Below are 26226 nucleotides of genomic sequence, written 5' to 3' on the forward strand. Positions count from 1 at the left end.
CGGCAGATGTATTCATAATGGGTCTTGGCATAGTTAACCTTTAGCTGTATATTTACTTCTTCCAATCATAATGCAGGAAAAAGTCTTGTCTGAAGATTCCTTCAAACCTAACCTTTAAGCTGCAAATCTTTTTACTTCATTACTCTGGACATTACCAGATGAATTATAGAGCAATTATACAGCATCTACACAAACCAACAATACGATTTTGAGCAACGCTGACAAGTTTACGAGTAACGCAAACTATTGTAAAATCACAGTAACAAAGATGGGACTAAAGCATTAATAGCATAAAAAAAAACTTATCTTGCATGACCAAATTCGATCTAATTGTTTAAAGAAATTTACAAATATTATTCGCTATTTACTCACCAATTTCTAAGAGATCTTGGGTTTATGTGCTACTTTATATTTATAGCCTTGGAAGTTTTAGTCTTCTCAGTCCAAATGTTTTCACAAAATAGAACGATTACAAAATTAGGAGCGCCTGATAGAATATATACCGAAGAAGACGGACTCATTTCAAACTCATGTTATGGCTTAACACAGGATTTAGATGGTTTTATTTGGATATACTCGGAAAATGGAATAAGTAAGTTTGATGGACATACATTCAAAAACTTTACAACCGCTGATGGTCTAAACTCCAATAATGTATGGATGATCAGTGTCGATAGCATGAACCGAAAATGGATCCATACCGATGAAAAAAGACTTGATTATATCTTAGATGATAAAATATATGAAGGAGTAGTTATTCCAAATTATCGCCTTGCTCTATTGGTACCAATTTCAAAGTCAAATTTAGCTTCCTTTGAACAAAGTCGGGAAATTAATTTTATAATTCAAGATTCATTTTATGGAAATAAAGATATTCCAACACTTAAAATTATAAATCAGATTTTCCCCTATTCTATTCTTGATTACTTTAAAGTTCGCATATTAGGAATAGCCGATTCTGTACAAGTGATAGACAATAATCATCAAAAACAATGGACTATTGGAACAAGCGGAGAATATAGGACACCAGTGTATGTAAACAATACTATACAACTAACAAGACAAGAAGGAATTGATATTTTCGATAGAAATGGGAAATGCTCCACAATTGAATTTCCTAAAAATATACAATCAAGCAGAGGAATGATGGACAAAAATAAAAATATCTGGCTTTCCACGAAACAAAATGGTTTATTTCTGTATTACAATTCAAACATAACTAATCACTCTTTCAATGAGTTACATAAGCTTGACTTTATCGAAAAGTTAAAATTCGATCAGGTATTCTGTTATTCAAACAGTAAGGATGAAATTTACTTATTTAATCAAAGTAACAGGTCATTCTCGAAGCTAATTAGCGCACCTAATTGCAAATTTTTGACTAAAGTAAATAACTACCTTTTAGTATCAAGGTATACAATGCCATTCATTTATGAATTTCCACTGACAAAAAATCGGCCCTCATTAGAAACTTATTTATCAAAGGAAACCACGATAGAATCATATGCAACTCAACATTTCTATGGAAATTTATTGCTCACTCTTGAATCACATGCAAATAGTATATACTTAATCAACACAAAGCACAAACCTTGGCAAACAAAGAAACTTTACACATGGAACTCCCGCCCAAAATGGATGGAAATTGATACAATCAGTAAGGAAGTATATATTTGTGTGAACAATAATATTTTCATTATGAATTCCACATTCAGGGTGGTAGATACTATCCCTATTCGCCTCGAAAACGATATCACAAACCAAACAATTCATGATATTGATTTTAAGAACACAACCATTTATATTGCTGCGAATGATATAATTTACCAGGTCGCCAAGCAATTTACTAAAAAACTTCACGAATTCAAAAATGTAATTGGCTGAATTCAACATTTAAGTGCGACAAGGTTCAAAAATACTTCATTTGGTGTTTTGTAGCCTAATTTTTTTCTTGGTCGATTATTTATTTGGGATTCAATTCGATCCAAGTCAGTTTGCTTGAGCATGGAAAAGTCTGATTTTTTTGGCAAGTATTGTCGTATTAAACCATTGATATTTTCATTGCAACCTCTTTCATAAGCGGAATATGGATGAGCAAAGTATATCTTAGTATTCAATGCTTTTGCCAATGTTTGATGATCTGCATTTTCTTTTCCATTGTCTAATGTAATTGTATGGCATAAGTTTTTATATTTTTTCAATTTGCAACTGATTGTTTTGGCTGTGAATTTAGCTTCTTTGGACTCCAGCTTAATGATCTTGACAAACAAGGATTTTCTTTCCACCATACTGGCAATTTGGGACTTATGATTCTTTCCTACTATAGTATCTCCTTCCCAATCTCCATACCTTTTTTGAGATTCAACAATCTTTGGTCTATCTTCAATACATACTCTGTTTTTGATAATTCCCCTTTGTTTATAGGTATTTTTGCGTCTTCGCCTACTTCTGTGGGAATGTCTTAAATTACTCCATAGATCACCTCCTTTCCTTTTATCTTCATATACATATTGATATATGCACTCTTTACTAACCCTTTCATACTTATCAATATTCGCTCGACCTTCGATTTGCTCTGGGCTCCACTTGATTTTAAGTAATTGATCCACTTTGCTTTTAAGATCGCTTGTAATTTTATTCTTCCTTCCCTTTCCTTGTGCTCTCTGTTCACTCCGATCCTGAGCTCTTGCGCTTCCATATAACTTGTATGAACCAGGTGAAGAGTTTCTATCGAGTTCCCGATATATAGTGCTTCTATGATATCCTAATTCCACAGCAATCTGAATAATGCTCATTCCTTGCCTTTTAAATTGTTCAATTAATACCCTTTGAGGGTAGGTGATTTGTTTATACATTTGTGTACAGTTAAAAATCTTGAGGGGAAAGTACCTATTTTTATAATAGGTCTTTCTCCAAAAGAATGTTTTATTAACTGTCGCACTTATTTATGGAATCTAGTTTGGAATAAAAAATTCAACGCATTATTTAATTTCCTATAATAACACATGCTGTAATTTATATAACACCAAAACTAGTGAAAATGTAAAAATAATTTGCAATCAAAATACTGCAAAAATAATAGACAATAAAGTAGTTGATGTTTTTTACAAATCGGATAGCTTGTATATACTAAAAAGAAACTCCCTTGAGTCTCATTTTGTAGGAGCTATTTTGAATACTAAATTTCAAATAGTGCTCCATAATCCTAATTATAAATTTAAATATACTGACCATTATAATCAAATTTTCATATCTACTGAAGATTCCACTAAAACTGTACAGCTATCGTGTTCTATTTTAGATCCAGTCCAAGCTAATCACACTGCGTACAGATACAAACTCTCCGATTTTAATCAATGGCAATATCCAGAAGTAAACCGCATCTATTTAGGCGAATTGACTGAAGGCGAGCATCAAATAATTATTGAGGCTTACAATAAACTAACTTCTGAGACTATTGCCACAAAAACTTTCGAATGCATAGTTAGTACTCCATGGTATAAATCCAACTATTTTAAATTTTTACTCCTAATTACACTAATAGCGATTGTTGTTTATCTTACAAGATTTTTTTTAAATAAAAGATATAAAGCACTTACAGTCTTTAATGAAGCGATTTTAGAAAATAGAAGTCTCAAATTAAAAGCTTTGGAAGCTCAGATGAACCCTCACCTAATATACAATTCTTTGGGCGGAATCCAATCTTTAGTCCAAACACAAAATTATAATAAGGCAGAGCATTATATCATCAAATTCTCGAAGTTGCTTCGAATGTTACTGGATAGTTTACGGAAGAATGAAGTTAGCTTGGATAAAGAGTTGGAACTACTAAGTGCCTATCTTGAAATTGAAAAATTCAGATTCAACGATCGCTTTAAATACAATCTTTATACTGACCCCAAACTAGAGAAAGAATCTATATATATACCAAATATGTTGATTCAGCCATTCGTAGAGAATGCATTAAACCATGGCTTATTTCATAGGATAGAAGGAGGATTACTCAATATAAATATACAAAAGAGTAAGTCAGACTTAGTAGTAGAAATTGTGGATAATGGAATCGGAGTTAAACTGGCTAAGGAAAAATACAAGACAAGCAGATTAGGTCACGAATCTCATGCCCTGAACATCATTCAAGAGAAAATCGAATTATTTAAAAATCTAAAAAACTTTCACATACTAATTTCGACACAAGATCTAGATCCTACCAATAAAGATTATCCAGGTACACATGTAACCCTCACATTTAAAAACATTCTAGAAAATGAGTAACAAATTAAGATGCATCTTGATAGATGACGAACAACATTTAATTCAATCTTTGTCCCATATTTTTGATAAAGACTTTCCTCAGGTTGAGATTTGTGGCACCGCAAATGATATCATCACAGGAAAGAGGTTAATTGAAGAAATCCAACCTGATTTAGTTTTCCTTGACATTGCAATGCCTGTTGGTTCAGGTTTTGACTTGTTAGAGCAACTTGAAGTCATTAATTTTGAAATCGTATTCATGACTTCATACCATAACTATGCACTAGAAGCTCTAAAATATATGGCAATGGCTTATCTCCTTAAACCTATTGATCCAGCTGATCTCAGGAAAGTGATTGAAAAAACCGAGGGCATGAAAAATCTACGATACAATAATTCCCATTATAAGGCATTGCTGGAAAATCTTAATAATGTTAATGATAAACTGAATAAAAAAATAGTTATCCAAACAAATGGTACAAATGAAATTATAAATACGAAAGACATCATCCGTTTTGAAGGTGCAAATAAATATACAATTATCCATATTCAGAATGCGAAATCTTTGATCAGTTCTTACAGTATTGGCAAATATGCCAGCATGCTGGAAGAATTAGATTTTTATCTTTGTCATAAATCTCACTTAATAAATCTAAAGAAAGTAGTTTCTTTTGACCCAAATACAGGTGTAAAAATGTCGAATGGTTCCAACGCCCCTATCGCAACTCGTAAATACCACGAATTTCTTATGAAGATAAAAGATTTCTAATAAGCAGATGATCACCTTTTAAATGTTTTGTACATTCACTTTCCGCCCAATCTTTTATAATGGCTGGCTTTAATTAAGAATAAAGTAATGGCTCTTGTTATCTAAAGTATTTGCTTTCTCTTCAGAAGCCACGCTAATACCAAACTTAGTACCACAGTAAAAATTACGATCAAATAAAAACTCCAGGATGATTCGCCTAAGCCAAAAGGTAGCCTCACATTCATTCCCAAAAAACTCGCTATTACAGTAGGCACCATGAGGAGAATGGTGATTACAGTGAGGCGATTGATAAAAATATTTAAATTATTTGAAATGATAGAAGCATATGCTTCCATTGTTCCATTCAATATATTAGTATAAAGCTGAGCTACCTCACGAGCTTGATTACTATCTACCAATATATCTTCAAACCACTCTTTATAATCTTCGTTATCCTTGAGACCTAGAAAATCTACTCTGTTCATCTTAAGTTTGAGCAATTCATTTGCACTTAAAGAATTTACGAAATAAACCAAACTCTTTTCAATTCGCAATAATGACTTCAATTCTTCGCTGCGAGATGAGTGATATAATTCTTGTTCGATTAATCCTCGCTTCATGTTCAGTTTTTTCAAAAATTCCAAAAACAACAATACATTCTGTTCGAAGATTTGAAGGATAAACAATCTCTCATTTTTTGGATTAAACCGTTTTATTTTATTGTCGAGAAATTTTTCCATCACAGTGTTTTCCACTGCACATACGGTGATAATTTTCTGCTGGCAAAGTATGATACCTAGTGGCACTGTAATATAGATAGGATCATTTTCTTTCTCTCCATCATTGACTACAGGAGTATGCAAGATAATGCTCCTAGCCTCATCATATTTTTCATACCGGGCTCTTTCTTCTATGTCAAGCGGGTCAGTGATGTAGTCGGTTGTTATTCCAAGAGCAGTAGTCAGTCTTTCCAAATGAGCCAACTCATCCTGCCCATTCACATGGACCCAAGAAGCATCTTCGAGAGATTCTACTTCTTTGAAGTTTTTTCCGCTGCCTGCAAAGTAACGGATCATCCGACGAACTATCTGTCAACATGTGATCAATTCAATTTTCGTTCGAAAGTTACAATAATTAAGCCAATTTGATAATTACTTAACTGAATTTTATCGCATCCACTGGTTTAATCCTGTTCACAATCCATGAAGGAATCAACATTACCAAAAGAATTATGATAAAAAAAGCAACATTAATCAAAATGATTGGTATGGGATCCATTGCAACAGGCACATAACTCAAGTAATAATCAGCTTCTGACAGTTTGAATATTTTGGTTTTAAACTGGATAACAGCAATTCCTAAACCAATCAAATTACCTATAAACATTCCACGAATGATAATATAGCCTGCGTAATACAAAAAAATCTTTCTCTGCCTCTGGAATGGCATACCTATCGCAGTCAAAACCCCGATCATATATGTTCGTTCCAAAATCAATACAAGCAGCATTGTACTCATATTAATGATACAAACTAATAGCACTAGCCCAAGTATAAAAATCTTATTGATGTCCTGTAGGGCCAGCCATTCAAAAATATTTGGGTATTTCGACCTAATTGTTTCTGAATATAATTGACTTGGCAAAATTTCAGAATAAATCTGATCGCTGATTCTTTCAGCTTCTGCAATATTCGAAACATAAAGTTCTATACCTGTTATCTGATTTTTGTCCCACCCCAAAAGAGTCTGGAGTAATCGCATATCTACAAGCGCAAACTTGGAATCGTATTCTTCCAAGCCTGTTTTGTAAATTCCACATACTTTCAGCTTTCTCTTTACAATTTGCCCTTCCCGCACAAAGGATACGGTGATGAACATGCCTGTATCGGCTTTGATCTGTGTGGAGATTTGCTCTGACAAGAGAATGTCTCTTGAATAACCACTGTCTCTCATATGGATCACGGATCCTTTCTTGATAAAATCTTTCAGAAAATCCCAATGAAAAGAATCATCCACACCTTTAAAAAAAAGACCTGATGCGAGTGACTCCTTCTGCGCGATCCCTGGTAAAATCACAAATGGATCCCATTTTTCTATAGCTTTGACAGACTTTATCCCGCTGTATGAGTATTGAGTGATTGCCTGAATTAAAGAATCGTTTTTTTGCATTGGAATTGGCTCAATACTGCGATTGACTCCTATGTCGGTGATGTGGATATGCCCCCAAAATCCAAAAATTTTATCTTGAATTGATCTTTGGAAACCGGTAAAAATCGATTGACTCAGCAAAATCACTGCAAGACTTAACGCAACGGCTACGATCGCAATATAAATTATCGATTTGGTAAACGTTTTGGAGAAACTGCTGAAAGACCTAGCAGAGATGAATTGCTCAACATTCATAGGCTTTTGGGCAAATCGGTGATAGCAGAGCTGGAGGTTTTGAACTTGAATCGCGATAAAGGCATATCTTTGGCAAACATAATAAATAAAATTTAGTCGAAGACATGGGTTTTGTGGATGAATTGCGGTGGCGTAATATGCTACAGGATTTAACTCCTGGTGTTGAAGATTATCTCGAAGGTGGAATCCGAAAAGCCTATATCGGATTTGACCCTACTGCCCCTTCTCTGGGAATAGGGAATTTTGTTCAAATCATGATCCTATCTCTTTATCAAAGATGCGGACATCGCCCGGTCGTGATCATAGGAGGTGCTACAGGTAGAATAGGTGATCCTTCAGGGAAAGATAAAGAAAGAGAGCTCAAGACAGAGGACGAACTACAAGCAAATATTGATGCTCAATTATACCAGATTAAAAATCTTCTCGATTTTGAAGATTCCAATACTGGTGCTGTAATCATCAATAACTTTGATTTTTACAAAGACATGAATGTGTTGCATTTTTTGAGGGATGTTGGTAAAAATGCTACTATTAATTATATGCTCTCTAAAGAGTCCGTGAAAAGAAGATTAGAGACCGGAATTTCGTATACAGAGTTTTCTTATCAACTTTTACAAGCCTACGATTTTTATAGGCTGTACAAAGACCATGATTGCAAAATTCAAATGGGAGGTTCAGATCAATGGGGCAATATCATTGCAGGTGCTGACTATATATCAAAAAACATACCCGGTGCTCAAGCATATGCAATCACCACCCCACTGCTTACCAAATCAGACGGTAAAAAATTCGGAAAATCAGAAGAAGGCAACATTTGGCTAGATCCTAAAATGACAAGCCCTTATAAGTTTTATCAATATTGGTTAAATATAGATGATGCCGACATTTCTAAGCTGTTCAGATATTTTTCATTCCGAACCAAAGATGACATTGAGTCTTTGGAAGAAAAGCATCGAGACAGTCCGGGTCAGTTGAAACGCATTTTTTCAACGGAGATCACAGAAAGAGTACATGGAGCGGATGCTACACAAAGGGTAAGTCAAATTTCAGAACTGATGTTTAACAAGGATTTGTCAGCTCAGAATCTCCATGCAATGTCAGAAAATGTCTTCCATGATGTTACGGCTGAACTTCCCTCGATTACGATAAATCGTACGAACTTGGTTCAATCTGCAAACATTATTGATTTTCTGTCAGAAAAATCTGGGTTATTTTCGTCCAAATCGGAGGCAAGAAGGGCCATACAATCCAATGCTGTCTCTATCAATAAAATAAAAATCACTGACGTCAATCATTTAATCAATCCGTCAGATGCCATCCATGGACAATTTTTCCTTGTTGAAAATGGCAAGAAAAATAAATTTATGCTCACACTGGATTAAAATAAAGTTATTATTTCGATTTCTGAAACCTGTAAAAAAGGATGAATGTTAATGACAAAGTAGTGAAATAACGTTGAAGTTAAACACTTGTCAAATTAGTTTTACGTTACGATATTGGATACTTTTTAAATATGATAAATCGCGTCTTTCTGTCAATTCTCCTCATTGGTTTCAGTATTGTGCTTGTCGCACAGACCAATGACCAAGTTATTGTTGAAAACTATCAAAAGTTCAACCGCAACGAAGCAGTAAGATGTATATTGATTGACAAGAAAAATTTTAAATGGCTGGGTACTGACCGCGGGCTCTATAAAATGGCTTCCATGGAATTGGCACCTGAGCTTGTAGCGAAAGACAGCGTTCGTGGGTTGGCAGAAGATAAAAAAGAAAACCTATGGTACGGTAATCATGTTGATTTACTGAGCAATGTCACTAATCCACAATCCATTTTTTTAGGTAAAAATCAGATTAATATTAGCTGCATGGTCTATTACAATGGAGATATTTGGGTGGGCAGCGACAAAGGCCTATTTAGAGTTTCAGACGACCAAAATAAGGTACTGAATCAGTATACTCCTGAAAATTCAAAGCTCAAATCCTCACAGATAAATATGCTATATGTGGACTCGGAAAATAAACTTTGGGTAGGAACAGACGCCGGAGTAGTTATCATTGACAGGAAAGACTGGGACGCTTATGAGAAGGATCACAAAATCACGGGAGCAATAAATACTTCTGAAGGCGTATGGCTACTGGCAGAAACCAAGATGTGGCTGATCTACAAGGAAGATGGTAGAGATCGTTGGCAAGATGCTGCGGTCAAAAGAGGCTTGAGCAAAGGTCCAGTAAGAGCTTTGGCTGCAGATAGTAAAGGTCGGGTCTATATCGCATCAGAGATTCTGGTTCAATTTGATCCTTATTCTGACAAATCATTGCAGATAGATGAAGATTACGGATTTGTTTCGTCGCAAAATTTATCATTGGCTTGTGATAAAAATGATGATCTCTGGGTTGGAACAGCTGACAAAGGATTGTTTCGGATCGATTTTATTGATGGCAATTATGAAAAATTGAGTGCCATCGCATATGCCAAAGGTGAAAACAAATGTGCCTCTGATCATAATGCCCAAATTCTTGTTATTGCTAAAGGGGGTAAAACACCCTATTCATACAAATGGAATAATGATAGATTTTCAGGATCAAAAATTGATTCCATTTCCGCCGGTGATTATTCCGTTACAGTCACTGATGCCGAAGGTGAAGAATTTGTGACTTCTGTGCAAGTAAACGCACCCTCTGCTGTTGAGATTGAACTCAGCTCTGTTACACCTGTCACCGAAATTAATAAAAAAGACGGAAAGGCGTCAATTAAGATTAAAGGAGGAGTAGCCCCATATAGGATTTTGTGGGATAATGGAAGAACCTTGGAGAACGTTGGCAATTTAAGTGCCGGCAAACGTAGTGTGAGAGTGGCCGATCACAACAATTGCTATGTCAGTATGGATATTATGATTAGTCAGCCTAAAGTAATTCCTGAATTGGATAGAAAAAAGATCACAATTGGTCAGACATTACAAATCAATGAACTTTATTTCGCAGCAAACTCTTCAGAAATTACAGATGAATCCTCCACAGTGCTGAATGAAATCTATGAATTCCTGATTGCAAATAATGATGTTCAGATCGAAATTGGGGGTCATACCAATAGTGTTCCTTCAGATGAATTCTGCGACAAATTGAGCGGCGATCGAGCCAAAAACGTGGCCGATTATCTCTATGGCAAAGGGATCCCCAAAGATCAAATCACATACAAGGGATATGGCAAGCGACTTCCCATAGCTTCGAATGAAACATTGGCAGGTCGTCAAAAGAACCAGAGAGTTGAAATCAAGATTATTACCTTTAAACAAGGTTAATTTTCTCCCAGCCCACAAATATCTTTTAGATTATATATATATATATATAATTATTATATATATATTTGCAGCCCATCAGTTAAGGGATTATCCCATCATATGTCGCAAATACATTTTATTCAATGCCCTCTATGCAATTCAGACCAATTTGATGAGTGTGTCAGATTGCCTGATTACAAAATCTCTAAGGAAGTTTTTCCGATCATGGAATGCAAGGAATGCGGATTCAGATTTACCCAGGACCTGCCCGGCGAAGAAGATATAGCTCCCTATTATTCAAGTCCAATTTATATCTCCCATTCTAATGCAAAACATGGATTGATCAATCGCCTCTACCAGAGAGTGAGAAACCTCATGCTGGTGTACAAGAAGAGGATCATCCGATCCCATACAAAGGGCAATAAATTACTGGATGTCGGCTGTGGAACAGGGCATTTTTTGCATTACATGGCACAAAATGATTATGATGTGATGGGGATTGAAAAAGGGAATCAAGCGAGATTATTTGGGCAGAATGAATTCAATTTGCATATTGAGGATCCCATCGAATTACTGAATGGACAGATCAAGAATAAATTTGATGTGATCACACTATGGCATGTTCTTGAACATTTATATGATCCAAAACGATATTTGAAAGCAATTTTTGAACGCTTGGACGACAAAGGTTTTCTTTTTATTGCAGTACCCAATTACTCCTGCTTTGATGGTGACTATTATCAAGAATTTTGGGACGGTTATGATGTCCCACGACATATCTGGCACTTCAATCCTAATACACTCCAACAAATGGTCACTGGAGAAGGATTTTCATTTGTAGAAATGCGAAAAATGCCTTTTGATTCATTTTATGTTTCAGTTTTGAGTGAAGGATACCAAGGAAACTCGTTTGCTTTCGTGAGAGGTATTACAATTGGCTCCATTTCTTTAATCAAAAGTCTCTTCAGAAGACATCGATCCAGCTCCTTGCTTTATATTTTTTCTAAAAACAAGATTTAATTTTAATCGAGCAATGAAAACAGCAGAACGCGTACCTCACGAAACTCAAGTATACAACTACGTATTCCAAAGATGTTTATTTGCTTACCATGAAAGTCAAAAATTTTTGCATGGGAAAGTTTTTGAAATTGGAACCGGTAGTGGATACGGTGCAGAATACATTGCCCCACAATGCGATGAATTTGTCACTGTAGACAAATTTGAAAGTGGCGTGGATTTCACCATGATGAAGAATGTGAAATTCATCAAGATGGAAGTTCCTCCATTTAATGATATTCCTTCCAATCATTTTGATTTTGTCATATGTTACCAAGTGATTGAGCACATAGAGCCTGATGTTGAATTCGTGTCAGAAATTCAGCGCATTCTGAAGCCCGGAGGCCAAGCTGTCTTCACTACACCCAATATCAAAACTTCCCTCGCACGCAATCCCTGGCACGTTAGGGAGTACACAGATGATCAACTTTATCAATTATTGAAAAAGTACTTTACTTCTGTACAAAAAGATGGAGTTTTTGGAAATCATACTGTCAATAACTATGTCGAAGAAAATCGCAAAAAAGTAAATCAAATCATGCGTTGGGATATTTTTAAATTGCAGTATATACTTCCGGCTTCTTGGCTCAAAGTACCTTATGATTTACTCAACAGCTGGAATCGCAAAAAAATAGCCAGCGAGCATCAGGATTTGTCATCCTCAATCCATGTCACTGATTTCTTCAGAAAAGCATACCAGGACGACGCTCTTGACCTCTTTTTCATAGCTACAAAATAGCATCAAGCCAGAAATTTGCTTATTTTGCTGAATGAAATCCAAAGTTCATCACAGCATTTTTAACTCAACAGTGATAATTGCAGGTCTAGGTTATTTTGTTGACATCTACGACTTGCAACTTTTCAATATTATAGGTAAGGAAAGCATCATGAGTCCCAGAGGTCTTGCCATCAGCGATCCTCAGCTTGCCCAGAATCTATTTGATAATAATTTATTTTATTGGCAGATGGCCGGCATGTTACTCGGGGGGCTTTTGTGGGGAATTTTAGGTGATACCAAAGGACGAAAGTCAATTCTGTTTGGTTCCATTCTATTATATTCACTGGCTAACATTGCCAATGCATTTGTCACTTCAATCCCCGCATATCAAGTCATACGCTTTATTGCTGGAGTCGGGCTTGCCGGAGAACTAGGCGCAGCTATCACACTTGTGGCAGAGACCATGACCAAAGAAAAAAGAGGCTATGGAACCATGATTGTAGTAACATTAGGAGCCTTGGGAGCTGTCTTTGCAGCGGTTTTGAAAAAGTATGGAGGGATGTTACCTTTTTGGGGGCTTGAAAACTGGCAGGTCAGTTATTTAGTAGGAGGCATTTTAGGTTTGATGTTGCTCCTATTGAGATACAGCACTTTTGAATCCCAAATGTTTGAAAAAGTTTTAGAGAGCAAATCTGTCAAACAGGGTCACTTTTATATTTTGTTCCAGAGCAAATCCAGATTCCGGACTTATATATATTGTATACTGATTGGATTACCGGTATGGTATGTAATTGGAACTCTTGTCAAGCTTTCACCCCGCTTTGCAAACAATATGGGACTACCGGATGGATCTATTGAACCTGCATTGTGCATCATGTATTGCTATATGGGCTTGAGTGCAGGAGACTTGTTGTGCGGCTGGCTATCCCAGGCTTTCAGAAGTAGAAGAAAAGTAGTGATTGGTTATTTATTGGCAAATATTGCTGTGATTTTGGTCTATTTTTTTGTCAAGGGCATCAGCGTCAGCCAGTTTTATTTGCTTTCCTTTATATTGGGATGCTGTACTGGCTATTGGGCATTGTTTGTAACTATTGCATCAGAACAATTCGGTACCAATATACGTGCGACAGTGACTACGACAGTTCCTAATTTTGTACGTGGAGCTGTGATTCCTATAGGTGTGGGATTTTTCTACCTTTTGGATCAAGTTAAGCTTCCCCTTGTGCAATCCGCAGCTATTGTAGGGGCAATTTGTTATGGCTTAGCCCTTTATTCAATCTACAATATTCAAGAGACATTTGGAAAGGAATTGGATTATTCTGAGCAATAGTGATAACTAGTGGCCTTCAATCCTGACCTCCGCCTTGATGATTACAGGAGTTTTTATTGACGCAGCAATAAAGCATTTTTGGTGCGCAATTTTGTGGAGTGCCTGAGCAATTACCGGGTCAGAACCATGTCTGATAACAATTAAAGGATTCAGGTCAATCTGAGTCATCTTCCCACCCTCTTCATTTTCCTCAAGTACTCCTGTTGGACGATCCACATAGCTCTCGATGACTACACCAGCATCAGCGCACAAGTGAAGATACCACAGCATATGGCAGGAAGCGACAGATGCAACAAAAAGTTCTTCAGGATTAAAACAGGATTTATCACCTCTAAAAGCAGGGTCCGATGAGCAAAATATTTCCGTCGATTTTTCTTTTCCGGAAATTAAATGTGATCTTTCGTAAGCCTTATACGACGATGTACCACTACCGGAGTTGCCTGTCCAGCATAAATCCGGAGTATAAATGTGTCGAGCCATGAGTGTTAACTATTCAGAAAATCCTGACTTTGTTTTGCTTCTGAAGGCTTGATCTTACCACTTACTACAAGACGAAACTCGCGTCGGATAGCAGCCCCTTCAAATTGCTCTTTTTCTTCATTTGTCTCAGCTATTACGCCAGGAACATTCTTAGGCTTCATAGTTCTTTCATCCAAAGCCACAAAAGTGAAGTAGGCTTGATTCGATTTTCTTGGACTGTGCTGGAGTATACCTTTTGTGAAGACTTCCATAAAAATCTCTATTGAGGTATGAAAACTTCTTGTCACTTGTGCTCTGATCGTCACGATATCTCCAAGTTTTATCGGCTCCTGAAAGGTCAGATGATCTACAGATACTGTTACCACAAATGATTCGCAATGGCGGCTCGCACAGATGGAAGAAGCTATATCCATCCACCGCATCAGGTTTCCGCCCATGAGATTTCCCAAAGGGTTTGTGTCATTAGGCATGACCATTTCATTCATTTCTGTTATTGATTCAGAAACTTTTTTCGGTTCTAGTTCCATCATACACTAAGGAATCAAATCTAATTGAAATTGTTCCAAAAACAGCTGAACAAATCTTTTTTTTACTTCTTCCAAGTTAGGCTTATTTCCGATTTCTTTCTCCAGTGAAGTCACTTGCATCTGTTCAGGAGAGATGCCACAAGGGACGATATGGTTGAAGTAATTCAAATCGGGATAGACATTAAAAGCTAAACCATGCAAGCTCACCCATCTGCTGAGATGAACTCCAATAGCACATATTTTCCTTGGTTTTGAGTCATTTTGAGTCACCCAAACGCCGGTATAACCACTAATTCTTTCAGTTTGTACCTGAAAAGTACCACAGAGCTTTATGATCACTTCCTCTAAACCTCTAACATATTTGTGAACGTCAGCCTCGATTTGTTCCAAATCAAGTATTGGATAAACCACCAATTGTCCCGGTCCATGATAAGTGATGTCCCCTCCTCTGTTGATCTCATAGAATGTTGCACCGATACGGTCCAGCTCCTGTACGGGATAGAGTAAGTTGTCCTTTGACCCAGATTTTCCTAAGGTGTATACGTGTGGATGCTCGCACATGATCAATTGGTGAGGGGTGGCAGCAGAATTTTCTTCCGGATACCTTTTTTGATGTATCAGGTTTTGATGAACCTTAGTTTGAGCCTCCCAGGCAACTGCATAATCGCACAATCCAAGGTCTTTGAGTAAAATTTTATTCACTTTTCTTATTATAATTCCAAATAAATGCAATATTTTTGATTTTCTTAAAAATCATAATTTATGAAATCACTATTGTATGTTATTTGTTTTTGCTTTCCGGTTTTGATTTTCGCTGCAAAAGCACCTGACTTTACAATTACTGATTACAACAACAAAGTTCATCACTTGTATTCAGATTATTTAAATCAGGATAAAGTGGTGGTGCTCAAGCTTTTCTTTGTGGATTGCCCTCCTTGCAATTCTATTGCGACTTATGTTCAGGAAGCTTATGTAAGATGGGGAGCAGGTCAAGGCAAAGTACAGTTCATTGAACTTAGCACTCAAACTTGGGACAATAACTCTTATGTCAAGTCATATGCTCAAAAGCATGGCATTACTTTCCCGGGTGCAGGCAACGATGGAGGCTCAATAACAGCAGTTGCTCCGTATAAAAGTGGCACATTTGGGCAGTATTATGGCACACCAACCTTTGTAGTCATATCTCCAGATGGTGAGGTCAACTTTGATGTAAAATTTGCTTCATCAAATCAGGCCCCTCTTGACACAGCCATAGCTCAAGCCTTGAGAACTGGAGGAAACAACGGTGGCAACCCCGGAGAATGTGTTTATGCATTCACGAGTAGCGTGTTAACAAGTTACAATCCGTCCTCGATTCAACTCGTAGACCTACAGAATGGAAATCCTTCATGGGATCTTCCTAATGGATCCTATAACTGTGAGTTTCCTCTTTCACAAAATGTAAACGGATACTATGTTCAAGCGTTTCCACCTAGTGATTTTTCTGACCTTAGGGCTGGAGTTTCCACAGCTGATATTGTATTAATTCAGAAAGACATCTTAGGAATTTCAAAATTGAATAATCTGCAAAAAATCGTGGCAGATGTAAACAATTCAAATAGCGTTTCAGCTTCAGATATTAGTGTTATACGAAAATTGATTCTTGGCTTGACAAACAATTTTCCTAAGTTGACAGCCTCACACATAGCCCTTTTCAATCCCTTTGCAACAGGTGGCATAGCATCAGATAAAGTAAAATTGACTAGCTTTATAAATACTGCTCCAAACCTGGAAATTGGAGTTGGGAAATTCGGTGACGTCACTGACGCCCGATCATTCAGACCAGGTGTAATCTCGCGTTCATCAGGACAGGAATTCAACATGAGGCTGGTTACTTCTTTGACCAATCATGGAACCTACAAATATCAGGTTTACTTAGAACAAGAAAATCTGAATATCTTATCATTGCAGTTTTATTTGAAGTGTGATAAACCACCGTTTGCGTCAAATTTGAATGTGGTTGGTTATGGTGACATCAACTCTCAAACTTTCTTCGTGAATCTAAATTTTAAAAAACCCACAGGAGAAAACTTTATCGCAGGAGTGTGGGCTTCACCTTTAGTAAAAACGGTTTTATTGCCAAGATCTTTAATGTTATTTGAATTTGAAAGTAGCTCGTTTCTTCATTTTAGTATGGGAAACGAGTCTGCAATCAGAAATGAGGTAATTTTCAAAGAAAGCCCGGATGCGATTCAAGAGTATTTTACAGACAATATTATTCTGCAAAATGAATATACAGGTGATGTTCAATATAAAAGGTTTTTGGTATCCAACAGCGACCACCAGGTTCACATAGAGTCTAAAGATGCAGAATCTTTCATCAAAAGTGTCGGAATATCAGACTTACGTGCTGGATTAGTATCAGCTGCCGAGATGCCTCCACACACCAAGACTATAAAACAAGATATTACTAGCTTACCTGCAGGATGTTATTTGATTTCAATTGTAGGTTCTAATGGCTTCCACGAAGTACACAAAATTGTCAAGTACTAATTGAATGACAGCGAAGAAGTATTCACAGTGACATGCTGTAATTGATTGTGGATACAATATTGATAGGATTATTTTTGTCTTGAAAGCAGAAAGGCTTATAGCATAAATACTACACTTCGACAATAAATTTCTGATTTAAATGCGGACATTATAATTCCATTGAATCAATATTCTTTACCTTACCTTATGGATTAAATTTTAAAATTTAAAGAATCAAATTATTGTCTAATTAATAAATTATAAATTATGAAATACTTAATTTTAGCTCTGACACTATCTTTTACCTGTTTACAGGCTCAAGTACAATGGGAATTGACCACAAAAACATTAGCCACGGAAGTGGGTGATATCGCACTTGACAAATCCGGAAATTTGTATTTGTCAATCAAAGGGAATGATTTAATTTATCACAGAAATATCTTCGATACGAACAATGAGTACACTAAACTGCCTAAAGTTTCGGATCAGTACTTTAAAACACTTGATACTGAAGTTTCATTATTGTTAGACTTCAATGATTCATTCACTTATTGCTTTGAGAAACTTTGTTCCTTTCCGTTATTTTGGAAATTTCTTTGCGTATGATACCATAGGTCGTGTAAATTCTAATCCAATGGGATATACTTCATTGTTTAACATGAAGTATAATTTAAAAGGCGAGCTATTTGGAACTTATTTAGGCGAAAGAATAATGAAGTTCACTGACAAATGGAGAATTGATCAAAATAATTTGGTTTACGACCCGGAAAGCATTCTTTATAATTATTTTCCTTTTGATGATGAAAATAATTACGCGATTACGGGTGGCCAGTTGTTGGGAAAAGGGTTTAGAATTGTAAAATTCAGTTCTACCAAGCCTGAATCAAAAATTTTATTTGAAACAAAATCAAATTTGGATTGGCAAAAAGTGATCTGTACAAAAGAAGGGCATTTTTTTATAGCTGATGGTTCAAAGTTATTGAATGTATTTAATGAAGGAAACACTATAGAAACTATACTAGTTGAACCTGCTCTCGAGACGAATGAAATAGAACAAATCTATCAAACCCAATCGGGAGATGCTGTTATCATCAAAGCTGCTTCGGGTCTATATGGAAGTTTTGATTTGGGAACTACCTGGAGGAAACTTCACTCGTTCAATCAGAATTTGCCCGATGCATCCAATTTTGAATACTTGAAAATGCAGATTATTGACACTGCCAATGCTGTGCTAATTACATCCTATTGTGGTGGAAACAAAACCTTTTTATTAACATCCCAACAAGTAGGCTGGCAAGAGTTTAATGCACCTGCAGACAAAGCAAATGTAACTGAAATGTTCAAAGCCAAGAATAACAGGATGTACATTCAAGTGAGCGATTGTGTATGGTTTTATTCAGATCAGGAAGCAGATGAATGGCATCCTGTAATGAGAGACAATGTTCAAGTCCAAGGCCTTGCACAAGATAACAAGGGACAATTGTATACATACAATAAAGATGGCGTTGATGCAAACGTGTTGTACAGATGGAATGAAGCCAATCAAAATTGGGAAACAAATGACATATTTGCAGACAATATAGCATTTATAAAAGCATTTCATGATGGTTCACTTATGCTAGTGACCAAACGCCCAGATTATTCTAATAATCCCTACTATACTTTCTATTACAGTTCAGACTTCGGTGAAAACTGGATTTTGCAGAGTAGCAAGATTTGGCCGAATGTTGATATCGTCGATATGCAGAAGGCCGCTGATGGAGCTATATATTTGATTCAAAGCAATTACAGAGATCCAAAAGTATCCAAAGACCTTGGCAAAACATGGGGGTTAGAAAGTAGATTTAATTCTATAATGTCCGTGAAAGACTTGAATATAGATGATGCCGGAAATTTTATTTTTACTGGTACTTTAAACAATGTCTCAGGAATTTATAAGAGTGCTGATCTCAACAATTTTGAGTATATATCTTCCAGCATTCCTTCTAGTATTTTAAAAATTACAACTATAAAACCTGGAGTAATTGTTACCGCTACTGATAAATCTGGAGTTCAAATTACTTATGATTATGGAAATACCTGGACAAATATTACTTCTAATTTGGACTACGAATTAAAAAAACGCGATTATCCAACCAATTTCATCTATTTAGATAATCATGGTAGAATTTTTCTTGCAAGATCATACGATGGTATTTATAGGAGCAATTCTAATGCAGTCGGAGTAACGGACAGACCTATCAACCGACTTGCTTTACTTTCTTGCAACCCAAATCCCACTGAAGGTATACTGCAAATTCAATTGGACAAATCGGTTTTGAGCCTCCGGCCAAGTATTGAAGTGTACAACTCAACAGGTCAATCTATAATGAAGAATGATATAAATTCAGAAGCGGAATCAATAGATTTAGAGTCTTTCCCTTCGGGAACATATTTTCTGCGTGTGGTTTCTTCTACAGGTACAATTGGACTGGAAAAAATATTGAAATATTGACTTTTTCAAATGAATAGCAAAAAGAGAAGTAGCAATGCTTCTCTTTTTTTTTGAGTAAATTTATCTGCGCGATATGAAGTCTGTATGGTTCATTATCATTATTCAGAATTCTATCCATTTAGTTTTCTGAACGGACTAAATCAAATTACAGTGTGCTCGTTCTCTATAAGCAAACCTATGTCAATATCGGATTATCTTCTACATTCAGGCAGAATGCAATATCTTTGGTTCATCGAGAGTAGGCGTTTACTACCCTCCTGACCGCAGCATGATATCAGACTCACCGGGACGTATAGCCACCAGATACCGCAACTACCGCAGGTAAGAGGTCTCCAATCATCTGGGCAATGTCATGTCCGTCGTCACTGACCGCCTCAAAGGAAATCCCGCTGCACTGCCTCAGCGCGTCTCCGCTTACGAGCCCGACATTGTTGCAGCTCAGGATTACTACCCTTTCGGTCAGGTCATGCGAGGTAGAAATTTTCCAACACTGCTCGGCAAATCCAACTTCCCTACCAAGTACCGCTATGGATTCAATGACAAAGAGGCCGACGCCGACGGCGAGATCCAAAATCTTACCACATACGACTACGGCTTCCGCATTTACAATCCGGGTATTGCCAGGTTTTTGAGTGTCGATCCGCTGACATCTTCGTATCCATCTTGGTCACCTTATCCTTTTGCCATGAATCGTCCTATCGATGGTATTGATTTAGATGGATTGGAATATGTAAACTCTACTACTGGCGAATACGATCCTTACCCAAATGGTGCATATCATGGTGATGCTAATGATGATTTTTATGATACCAAAGCTAAAAATCACCAAAACCATCAACAAGATTTAATAGATAAAGGATTCTTGCCAAGTGCACCTCTAGTTACAATCACAGATGAAAGACCTGCTCCTGCTAAAGTTGATCCTTCCACAATCCAATCAACTCCAAATGGTATTTATTTTTCAAGTACCAGCGGTATATCTCATTATTTTAATGATAATACTTCGATTGCAAATCGTACTACTTATTTATGGAGTGGTGAAAAATGGGATTTAATCCGTAGTGAACAACAACAATACAAAAACAATCTCATTACTGTTGATGCTTTCATCAATGCTTTGGCTAATTTTACAGTCGGAGCTATATCTCTGTTCGATTTCGGAATTTCACCTGGTACTTTAACAGGGTTCCGTGCTTCTTATATTGCCGCTAAGGGGGTAACAGCACCAAAAGGTTGGATAACAGAAGCAAGTAAAAAAGGTGGTGGTACTGTTTTTAAAGACCCAAGTAACCCACACAACATAATCAGACAAATGCCAGGAAATCCAAATAGTCCTAATGTGTTACAACAAAATCCTTATATCAAATTTATGAAGGAGGGTAAGTTCTATGATGTAAATGGAAAAGTTCTTCCGAATGGCAATGTTCCAGAGGCTCATATCCCATTAGATCAATTTAACATTAACAATATGCCTAAATTTTAAAAAAATGGATGTGATACGTGAGAATGTATATAGAATAATAGTTGAATTGGCAAGTTTAAGCCTTCAGCGGAAATTATGGTTGAATGAAAATAATGATACTGGATTAATTTCTTCTTTTTATGAGTTGATGAGTTCTTTATTTGACGATTTTGGTTTTGATGATTTTATAGATAATAGAGCTACAAAAGTTGGGTTATCTAATTCTTTGATTTTTGAGTTGAATAAATTAAGAGAGTTGTTAAATAGCTATAATGAAAAGGAATCGGATGAAGAAATAATAAATGACCCCGAATGGAAAAATATTGTTGAACAAGCTAAAATGGTTATAAAAGAATGGGATAAAATATAGTTGCCGCTAAGGGGGGATTTGATGCAGTAGGTGCTTTTAAAAATGCTATTTCACCATTTAAAGGCGGAAACTTGACAAATGCAGGACGTGCTGTAACGAAACATCCACAATATTTTGGTTTTGAGTCAATGGAAGCTCTTCAAAAAGTTTATAGAAGTCCAGAAGCAATTAATAATCTTGCATCTTCAAGGCTTAAAGATGTTTTGAGATATGGCACAATGACAACAGGTGCAGGCGGACTTTATCCAAATGGTTGGGTTACTTACACCTTGCCAAATGGTAATGCAGCAAGTTGGGGGTTAGATGGTTCATTTATTGGATTTAGGGGAATAAGATGATGGAAAAGCAAAATATTAGAATAGAAGAAGTAGGGGATATTAATTTTGACTACCCCTATTTAGAAGTCTTTTACAAGAATTCTAATAAGCCATTTATGGATATTGGAATAACATCTGAAAAAGAATTGAATTTTAAGTTTTATCCTTTTGATGTTGAATTGGAATTAACAATGGGAGACCTTGAAAAGATATTAAATACTGCAAAAGATTTTCTGCCCCAAGCGTTAAAAAATGAAGATGACTTTCTGAATTGGAACGAAAAATAAAGCAAAAACGCCAGGCATTAGCTTGGCGTTTTTGCTTTACAAATAGTCCTTAATGAGTTCCTGTATTTGTTTCTCGGTAAGGTTATCCACTTCACCTTTGGAGTAGATGGAAAAAAGCAGAACGGTAGTTTGTGTAACCTTTACAAAAGATAAAACCCTTGCACCGCCTGATTTGCCTTTGTTTTTGGAAGCGATAGCCAAACGGATTTTATAAATATCGTTGCCAAGCGGAGTGCCAAGTGTTGGGTTTTCTTCAAGTTCGGTAAAGAGTTTTGCTAATTCTGTTTTAAGGGAGCGATATTTTTTGACCAACCGCTTAGCTTCCTTTTTAAAGTTATCAGAGAGCTCTACACTATAGCTCATTTAAGAAGTCTTTGGCGGATGTAGTTTTTAGTTTTCCTTTTTTGAAAAGGCTTACTTCTTTTAGCCCTGCTTTGATATTATCCAAAACATTTTCTCTAGGCTCTTCATCCGTTTCAATTTTTTAACGTAATGCAGGTTCTTAGCCAGTTCAATGAAATGGTTGTATTCCTTATCTGTGGTATATACTGTTACCTGTCTCATTTTACTTCCCGGTTTGAATGTTTTCCATAAACTAATTAGGTTTTTATTATTTAGCGAAAGCCAATTTAGTTCTCACATTTTGTAGCAGTCCATCGAGAGTATAGAGAATATGCTTTTTATCTTCTTCTGGTAAGGACTGAATATCAATGACACGTTTTACGATGGACTTATCCAGTTCGAATTCCATCTTACCCATAAGATAATCGAGTGTAGTTCCAAGTTCATCTGCAATCTTTGAAGCTACCTCAATAGATGGGGTAACTTCGTCTCTTTCATAGCGACCTATGATATCACCTGACGTTCCGATCTTCTTGCCAAGGTCGCTTTGAGAAACTTTCCCTTTTTTGCGTAAATCTGCTATTCTCTGTCCTAAACTCATACTTATAAGTCTTTAAAATGATAGATATTGTAATTATAGCACAAAAATAAGTGATATAAATATCAAAACAAAGTAATATAGTTCTTGGATAATTCTGATATATCTTTTAGTTTTGTGACTTATATATCAGTAAAATTATTTTAAAAATTCTTCAAAATGGAGATCCAAGACATCAAGACTCAGCTCAGTTTAACTCAGGTATTAGACCATTACGGACTGGAGCCGGATCGGAATCAGAGATTGAACTGTCCCTTCCATGAGGACAAGACTCCAAGTATGCAGATCTATCCCAAGACCAATACAGCTTACTGCTTTAGCAGTAACTGTACAACACATGGCAAGAGTCTGGATGCGATAGACTTCATTATGAACAAAGAGAATATCACAAAGCACGAAGCCATCGAGAAAGCAAAACAAATGATCGGAGTGCTTCCAAATAAACCAGTCCAGGAGCTTTCCAGAATTGCTGTCTTAACAAAAATGCACAGCTACTTCAAGAACAGCATCAACTATAAGTCTGGTGCAATGCATTATCTCAAAGAAAGAATGCTCGATCCGACACTGATAGAAATCGGATACAACGCAGGACAGTTCCACTACTCCAACCGAGATAACAAAGAACTCATGCGCAGTCTTGTTACAGTAGGATTACTAGCAGATGGAAAACCAGAGGGGACGTATCAGATATTTGCGAAGTATAGTATAGCGTTTGCGCTCAAGAATAAATTGAATCAGGTGGTGAGTTTTTACTTTAGAAGTACAGTGAGCGAAAAAGATCAAAAACATTTTTTTACTTAAAAGATCGCCAGGGACTATATCCGCAGTATCCACATCCGAACACCAAGAAATTAATACTCACAGAAGCCATCATCGATGCTGCGACATTAATACAAGATGCAACGATCACCGTGCAATATAATGTACTAGCACTCTTCGGAACGAATGGACTGACAGAAGAACATCAGGAAGCAATCAAAGATCTAAAAGAACTGGAAGAAGTAATCTTCTTTTTTGATGGTGACGAAGCTGGACATGCAGCGGAAAGAAAATATGCAGAAGTGATCAAAGGAATGTTTACGAGAATAAAGATCACGAATGTAAATACACCAAAGGGAGAAGATGTAAATAGTCTGGTGCAATCACACCAGGGAGAAATACTGCAGCATCTTATCTCAGAAAGAAAACCAATAGAAGAACGAAAACCCAATGAACTTTTTTTTTCATCGGAGAATCTTTCAATTGAAAATCCTGCGGATAGTTCTTCAATTATTACCGAACGACTCCCGCAAGGGATCAGGCACGACAGTGCTCGAAGTGAGGGAACCCAAAGCGGCATCACCGGAAGCTAAAGCGAAGAGTGTTCTAAATACCGACAATCCCAACAACATCATCTATAAATCCGATAACATCGAGTATCACAGCAAAGGAGGAATAAAACCACAGCTCGACAGTTTAAAGATCACATTGCAAATCGTCAATACACAAGAAGGCACAGACTACAAAACAAAGCTCGATCTCTACGAATACAAGCAAATAGAACTGGTAGCTCAAAGTGTAAGCGAAGCACTCAAGATAAATACACAACAGATCCAGAAAGATCTAATGGATCTCAGTAAATTACTAGATCAATATCGCAACAACAACACAACAAAACAAGCACCGCAACGAATCAAAATCCAACTCAACGAAAGCACCATGAAAGATTGCATAGAATTCTTAAAACAAGATAAGCTTATCGATAAGATCAATACACTCATAGGCAGATGCGGAGTCGTAGGAGAAGAAAATAGCAGAATACTTCTCTTTGTAATCGCAAGCTCTTACAAGATGAAAGAAACACTTCATGGACTGATCCAAGGAAGTTCCGGAAGTGGAAAGACAAGACTATTAAAAATCATCTCTAATCTCATTCCGCAAGAAGATGTAAAGCGATTCACTCGAGTAACCGACAATAGCTTTTACAATTATGGAGAATATGATTTAGTCAATAGATTCCTTTGCTTCGAAGATATAGATGGATTAAAAGAAGAAGCACTATTAGCTCTTAGAGAATTGATGAGCAATGATATACTGATCAGCAGCACGAGCCAAAAGTTCGATGATGGTAATATCCGCAGCACAGAGAGAACAGTAAGAGGACCTATTGCCAGTATAGCCTGTACGACAAAGGGAGATTATTATGAAGACAATATCAGCAGAAGCTTTGTTGTAGCTGTGGATGAAAGTACAGAGCAGACACAAAGAATTATCAACTATCAGAACCAAAAGTATGCTGGCAACATCAACGAGCGAGAAGAAGAAGAAAAAACTGCATTTTTATACAGAATTGCATGAGACTTATAAAGCCTTTTAACATCATCAATCCTTATGCTAACAAAATACAATTACCACTGGATGCACACAAGATCAGAAGGCTTAATGAAATGTATCAAAGCATTGTAAAACAAATTACGATCCTCAATCAGTTCCAAAGAAAACAAGACAATCAGGGAAGATTGATCACACAAAAAGAAGATCTACGTCGAGCCTGTGATATCTTATTTGAAAGCATCATATTAAAAGTGGATGAACTAGATGGAAGTCTGCGCCAGTTCTTCGAACGACTTAAAAGAATATGCAAAGACAAAAGCAGAGAAAGAAAAAGTAAAACAAAGCGAAATCGATTTTAATCGATTCGAAATCAGAACAGCCACCGGAATCAGTAAGACGCAACAACATCGATACATACAACAGCTTATCAATCTGGAATACTTACGACAGCTTGGATATGCAAATCGAGGCTTCAATTATAGAATAGCTTATTGGGATAATATGCAATTGATCAGAACAAAGATCAAGGACAATCTAAGCGAACAGCTTAAGAGTTTATAACCGAAAACAAGCAAAATATACAAAATATATACACCCTTGGAACACCAGGGAACGCCAGTGGAACGCCAGAATTTGAAATAAATAATTAGCGGTCAATGGGTTAAGTGTAAAAAAGTGTCTGGCGTTCCGCGTTCCAAAAAAGTGCAAGACCCCCCTTTTGGAAAAATCGATTCAAAGT

Annotated in this window: 24 protein-coding genes and 3 pseudogenes; 19 read left to right on the top strand and 8 right to left on the bottom strand. The window is 36.5% G+C overall.

What is annotated here, in order from left to right:
* Nucleotides 1-447: 447 nt before the first annotated feature.
* Nucleotides 448-1884: a hypothetical protein gene (locus tag IPI99_11570; protein ID MBK7341158.1), complete on the top strand. Its 1437-nt coding sequence runs from the start codon at nt 448-450 to the stop codon at nt 1882-1884.
* 2 nt (nt 1885-1886) lie between these two features.
* Here the strand turns inward: IPI99_11570 and IPI99_11575 are convergent, their stop codons facing one another.
* Entirely contained in the window at nt 1887-2855 is a 969-nt protein-coding gene (locus IPI99_11575; protein ID MBK7341159.1) for an IS30 family transposase, read from the bottom strand.
* Nucleotides 2856-3120: 265 nt separating this feature from the next.
* On the opposite strand from IPI99_11575, the gene IPI99_11580 reads away from it, so the two are divergent.
* A complete protein-coding gene (locus IPI99_11580; GenBank protein ID MBK7341160.1) occupies nt 3121-4275 on the top strand; it encodes a histidine kinase in 1155 nt (384 codons plus the stop codon).
* Nucleotides 4268-5023, top strand: a complete 756-nt coding sequence (locus IPI99_11585) for a response regulator transcription factor (GenBank protein ID MBK7341161.1) — start codon at nt 4268-4270, stop codon at nt 5021-5023. Before IPI99_11580 ends, IPI99_11585 begins: the two co-directional genes overlap by 8 nt.
* Before the next feature lie 101 nt (nt 5024-5124).
* Here the strand turns inward: IPI99_11585 and IPI99_11590 are convergent, their stop codons facing one another.
* Together IPI99_11590 and IPI99_11595 are read right to left on the bottom strand one after the other, a co-directional pair.
* A complete protein-coding gene (locus tag IPI99_11590; protein MBK7341162.1) occupies nt 5125-6078 on the bottom strand; it encodes a magnesium transporter CorA family protein in 954 nt (317 codons plus the stop codon).
* Between the two features lie 79 nt (nt 6079-6157).
* On the bottom strand, nt 6158-7405 hold the full coding sequence (locus tag IPI99_11595) for an ABC transporter permease (GenBank protein ID MBK7341163.1): 1248 nt from the start codon (nt 7403-7405) through the stop codon (nt 6158-6160).
* Between the two features lie 104 nt (nt 7406-7509).
* Here IPI99_11595 and IPI99_11600 point away from each other — a divergent pair, with 104 nt between their 5' ends.
* The 5 genes from IPI99_11600 to IPI99_11620 all read left to right on the top strand — a co-directional run bounded on the left by IPI99_11600 (nt 7510) and on the right by IPI99_11620 (nt 13786).
* Nucleotides 7510-8787, top strand: a complete 1278-nt coding sequence (locus IPI99_11600) for a tyrosine--tRNA ligase (GenBank protein ID MBK7341164.1) — start codon at nt 7510-7512, stop codon at nt 8785-8787.
* Between the two features lie 131 nt (nt 8788-8918).
* Nucleotides 8919-10703, top strand: a complete 1785-nt coding sequence (locus tag IPI99_11605; GenBank protein MBK7341165.1) for an OmpA family protein — start codon at nt 8919-8921, stop codon at nt 10701-10703.
* Between the two features lie 99 nt (nt 10704-10802).
* On the top strand, nt 10803-11702 hold the full coding sequence (locus tag IPI99_11610; GenBank protein MBK7341166.1) for a class I SAM-dependent methyltransferase: 900 nt from the start codon (nt 10803-10805) through the stop codon (nt 11700-11702).
* Between the two features lie 13 nt (nt 11703-11715).
* The gene (locus tag IPI99_11615) at nt 11716-12477 is read left to right on the top strand and encodes a class I SAM-dependent methyltransferase (protein MBK7341167.1); all 762 of its coding nucleotides are present in this window, start codon (nt 11716-11718) and stop codon (nt 12475-12477) included.
* Between the two features lie 31 nt (nt 12478-12508).
* Nucleotides 12509-13786, top strand: coding sequence for an MFS transporter (locus IPI99_11620; protein ID MBK7341168.1), 1278 nt, complete (start codon nt 12509-12511; stop codon nt 13784-13786).
* A gap of 6 nt (nt 13787-13792) precedes the next feature.
* Here IPI99_11620 and IPI99_11625 read toward each other — a convergent pair whose 3' ends face one another.
* From IPI99_11625 to lipB, 3 genes are read right to left on the bottom strand one after another with little or no spacing between them, the layout of a single operon-like run.
* A complete protein-coding gene (locus IPI99_11625; protein MBK7341169.1) occupies nt 13793-14266 on the bottom strand; it encodes an OsmC family protein in 474 nt (157 codons plus the stop codon).
* 5 nt (nt 14267-14271) lie between these two features.
* Complete coding sequence (locus tag IPI99_11630; protein MBK7341170.1) at nt 14272-14793, bottom strand: acyl-CoA thioesterase; 522 nt, start codon at nt 14791-14793, stop codon at nt 14272-14274.
* Nucleotides 14794-14799: 6 nt separating this feature from the next.
* Nucleotides 14800-15495, bottom strand: coding sequence for a lipoyl(octanoyl) transferase LipB (gene lipB / locus IPI99_11635; GenBank protein ID MBK7341171.1), 696 nt, complete (start codon nt 15493-15495; stop codon nt 14800-14802).
* A 60-nt stretch (nt 15496-15555) separates the two neighbouring features.
* Here lipB and IPI99_11640 point away from each other — a divergent pair, with 60 nt between their 5' ends.
* From IPI99_11640 to IPI99_11670, 7 genes are all read left to right on the top strand, one after another.
* A complete protein-coding gene (locus tag IPI99_11640; protein MBK7341172.1) occupies nt 15556-17325 on the top strand; it encodes a redoxin domain-containing protein in 1770 nt (589 codons plus the stop codon).
* Between the two features lie 246 nt (nt 17326-17571).
* The gene (locus IPI99_11645; GenBank protein MBK7341173.1) at nt 17572-17910 is read left to right on the top strand and encodes a hypothetical protein; all 339 of its coding nucleotides are present in this window, start codon (nt 17572-17574) and stop codon (nt 17908-17910) included.
* A 28-nt stretch (nt 17911-17938) separates the two neighbouring features.
* The gene (locus tag IPI99_11650) at nt 17939-19798 is read left to right on the top strand and encodes a T9SS type A sorting domain-containing protein (GenBank protein MBK7341174.1); all 1860 of its coding nucleotides are present in this window, start codon (nt 17939-17941) and stop codon (nt 19796-19798) included.
* Nucleotides 19799-20150: 352 nt separating this feature from the next.
* Entirely contained in the window at nt 20151-21281 is a 1131-nt protein-coding gene (locus IPI99_11655; protein MBK7341175.1) for a hypothetical protein, read from the top strand.
* A 127-nt stretch (nt 21282-21408) separates the two neighbouring features.
* Nucleotides 21409-21630, top strand: coding sequence for a hypothetical protein (locus tag IPI99_11660; GenBank protein ID MBK7341176.1), 222 nt, complete (start codon nt 21409-21411; stop codon nt 21628-21630).
* A 71-nt stretch (nt 21631-21701) separates the two neighbouring features.
* Entirely contained in the window at nt 21702-21968 is a 267-nt protein-coding gene (locus IPI99_11665) for a hypothetical protein (protein MBK7341177.1), read from the top strand.
* Nucleotides 21965-22234: a hypothetical protein gene (locus IPI99_11670; protein ID MBK7341178.1), complete on the top strand. Its 270-nt coding sequence runs from the start codon at nt 21965-21967 to the stop codon at nt 22232-22234. The genes IPI99_11665 and IPI99_11670 overlap by 4 nt, the downstream gene beginning before the upstream one ends.
* 36 nt (nt 22235-22270) lie before the next feature.
* On the opposite strand, the gene IPI99_11675 is transcribed toward IPI99_11670, so the two are convergent.
* Complete coding sequence (locus IPI99_11675; protein MBK7341179.1) at nt 22271-22597, bottom strand: type II toxin-antitoxin system RelE/ParE family toxin; 327 nt, start codon at nt 22595-22597, stop codon at nt 22271-22273.
* Nucleotides 22598-22844: 247 nt separating this feature from the next.
* Nucleotides 22845-23177 carry a helix-turn-helix transcriptional regulator gene (locus IPI99_11680; GenBank protein MBK7341180.1) on the bottom strand — a complete coding sequence of 111 codons (333 nt, stop codon included), beginning with the start codon at nt 23175-23177 and terminating at the stop codon, nt 22845-22847.
* A gap of 156 nt (nt 23178-23333) precedes the next feature.
* Here IPI99_11680 and IPI99_11685 point away from each other — a divergent pair.
* The 4 genes and pseudogenes from IPI99_11685 to IPI99_11700 all read left to right on the top strand — a co-directional run bounded on the left by IPI99_11685 (nt 23334) and on the right by IPI99_11700 (nt 26048).
* Nucleotides 23334-23606, top strand: a pseudogene (locus tag IPI99_11685) (DNA primase).
* A 51-nt stretch (nt 23607-23657) separates the two neighbouring features.
* Nucleotides 23658-24526: pseudogene (locus tag IPI99_11690) on the top strand (toprim domain-containing protein).
* Nucleotides 24492-25511, top strand: coding sequence for a hypothetical protein (locus tag IPI99_11695; GenBank protein ID MBK7341181.1), 1020 nt, complete (start codon nt 24492-24494; stop codon nt 25509-25511). Before IPI99_11690 ends, IPI99_11695 begins: the two are co-directional and overlap by 35 nt.
* 89 nt (nt 25512-25600) lie before the next feature.
* Nucleotides 25601-26048, top strand: a pseudogene (locus IPI99_11700) (hypothetical protein).
* Nucleotides 26049-26226: the final 178 nt, after the last annotated feature.

The organism is Saprospiraceae bacterium, from assembly GCA_016710235.1.
GTDB lineage: Bacteria > Bacteroidota > Bacteroidia > Chitinophagales > Saprospiraceae > Vicinibacter.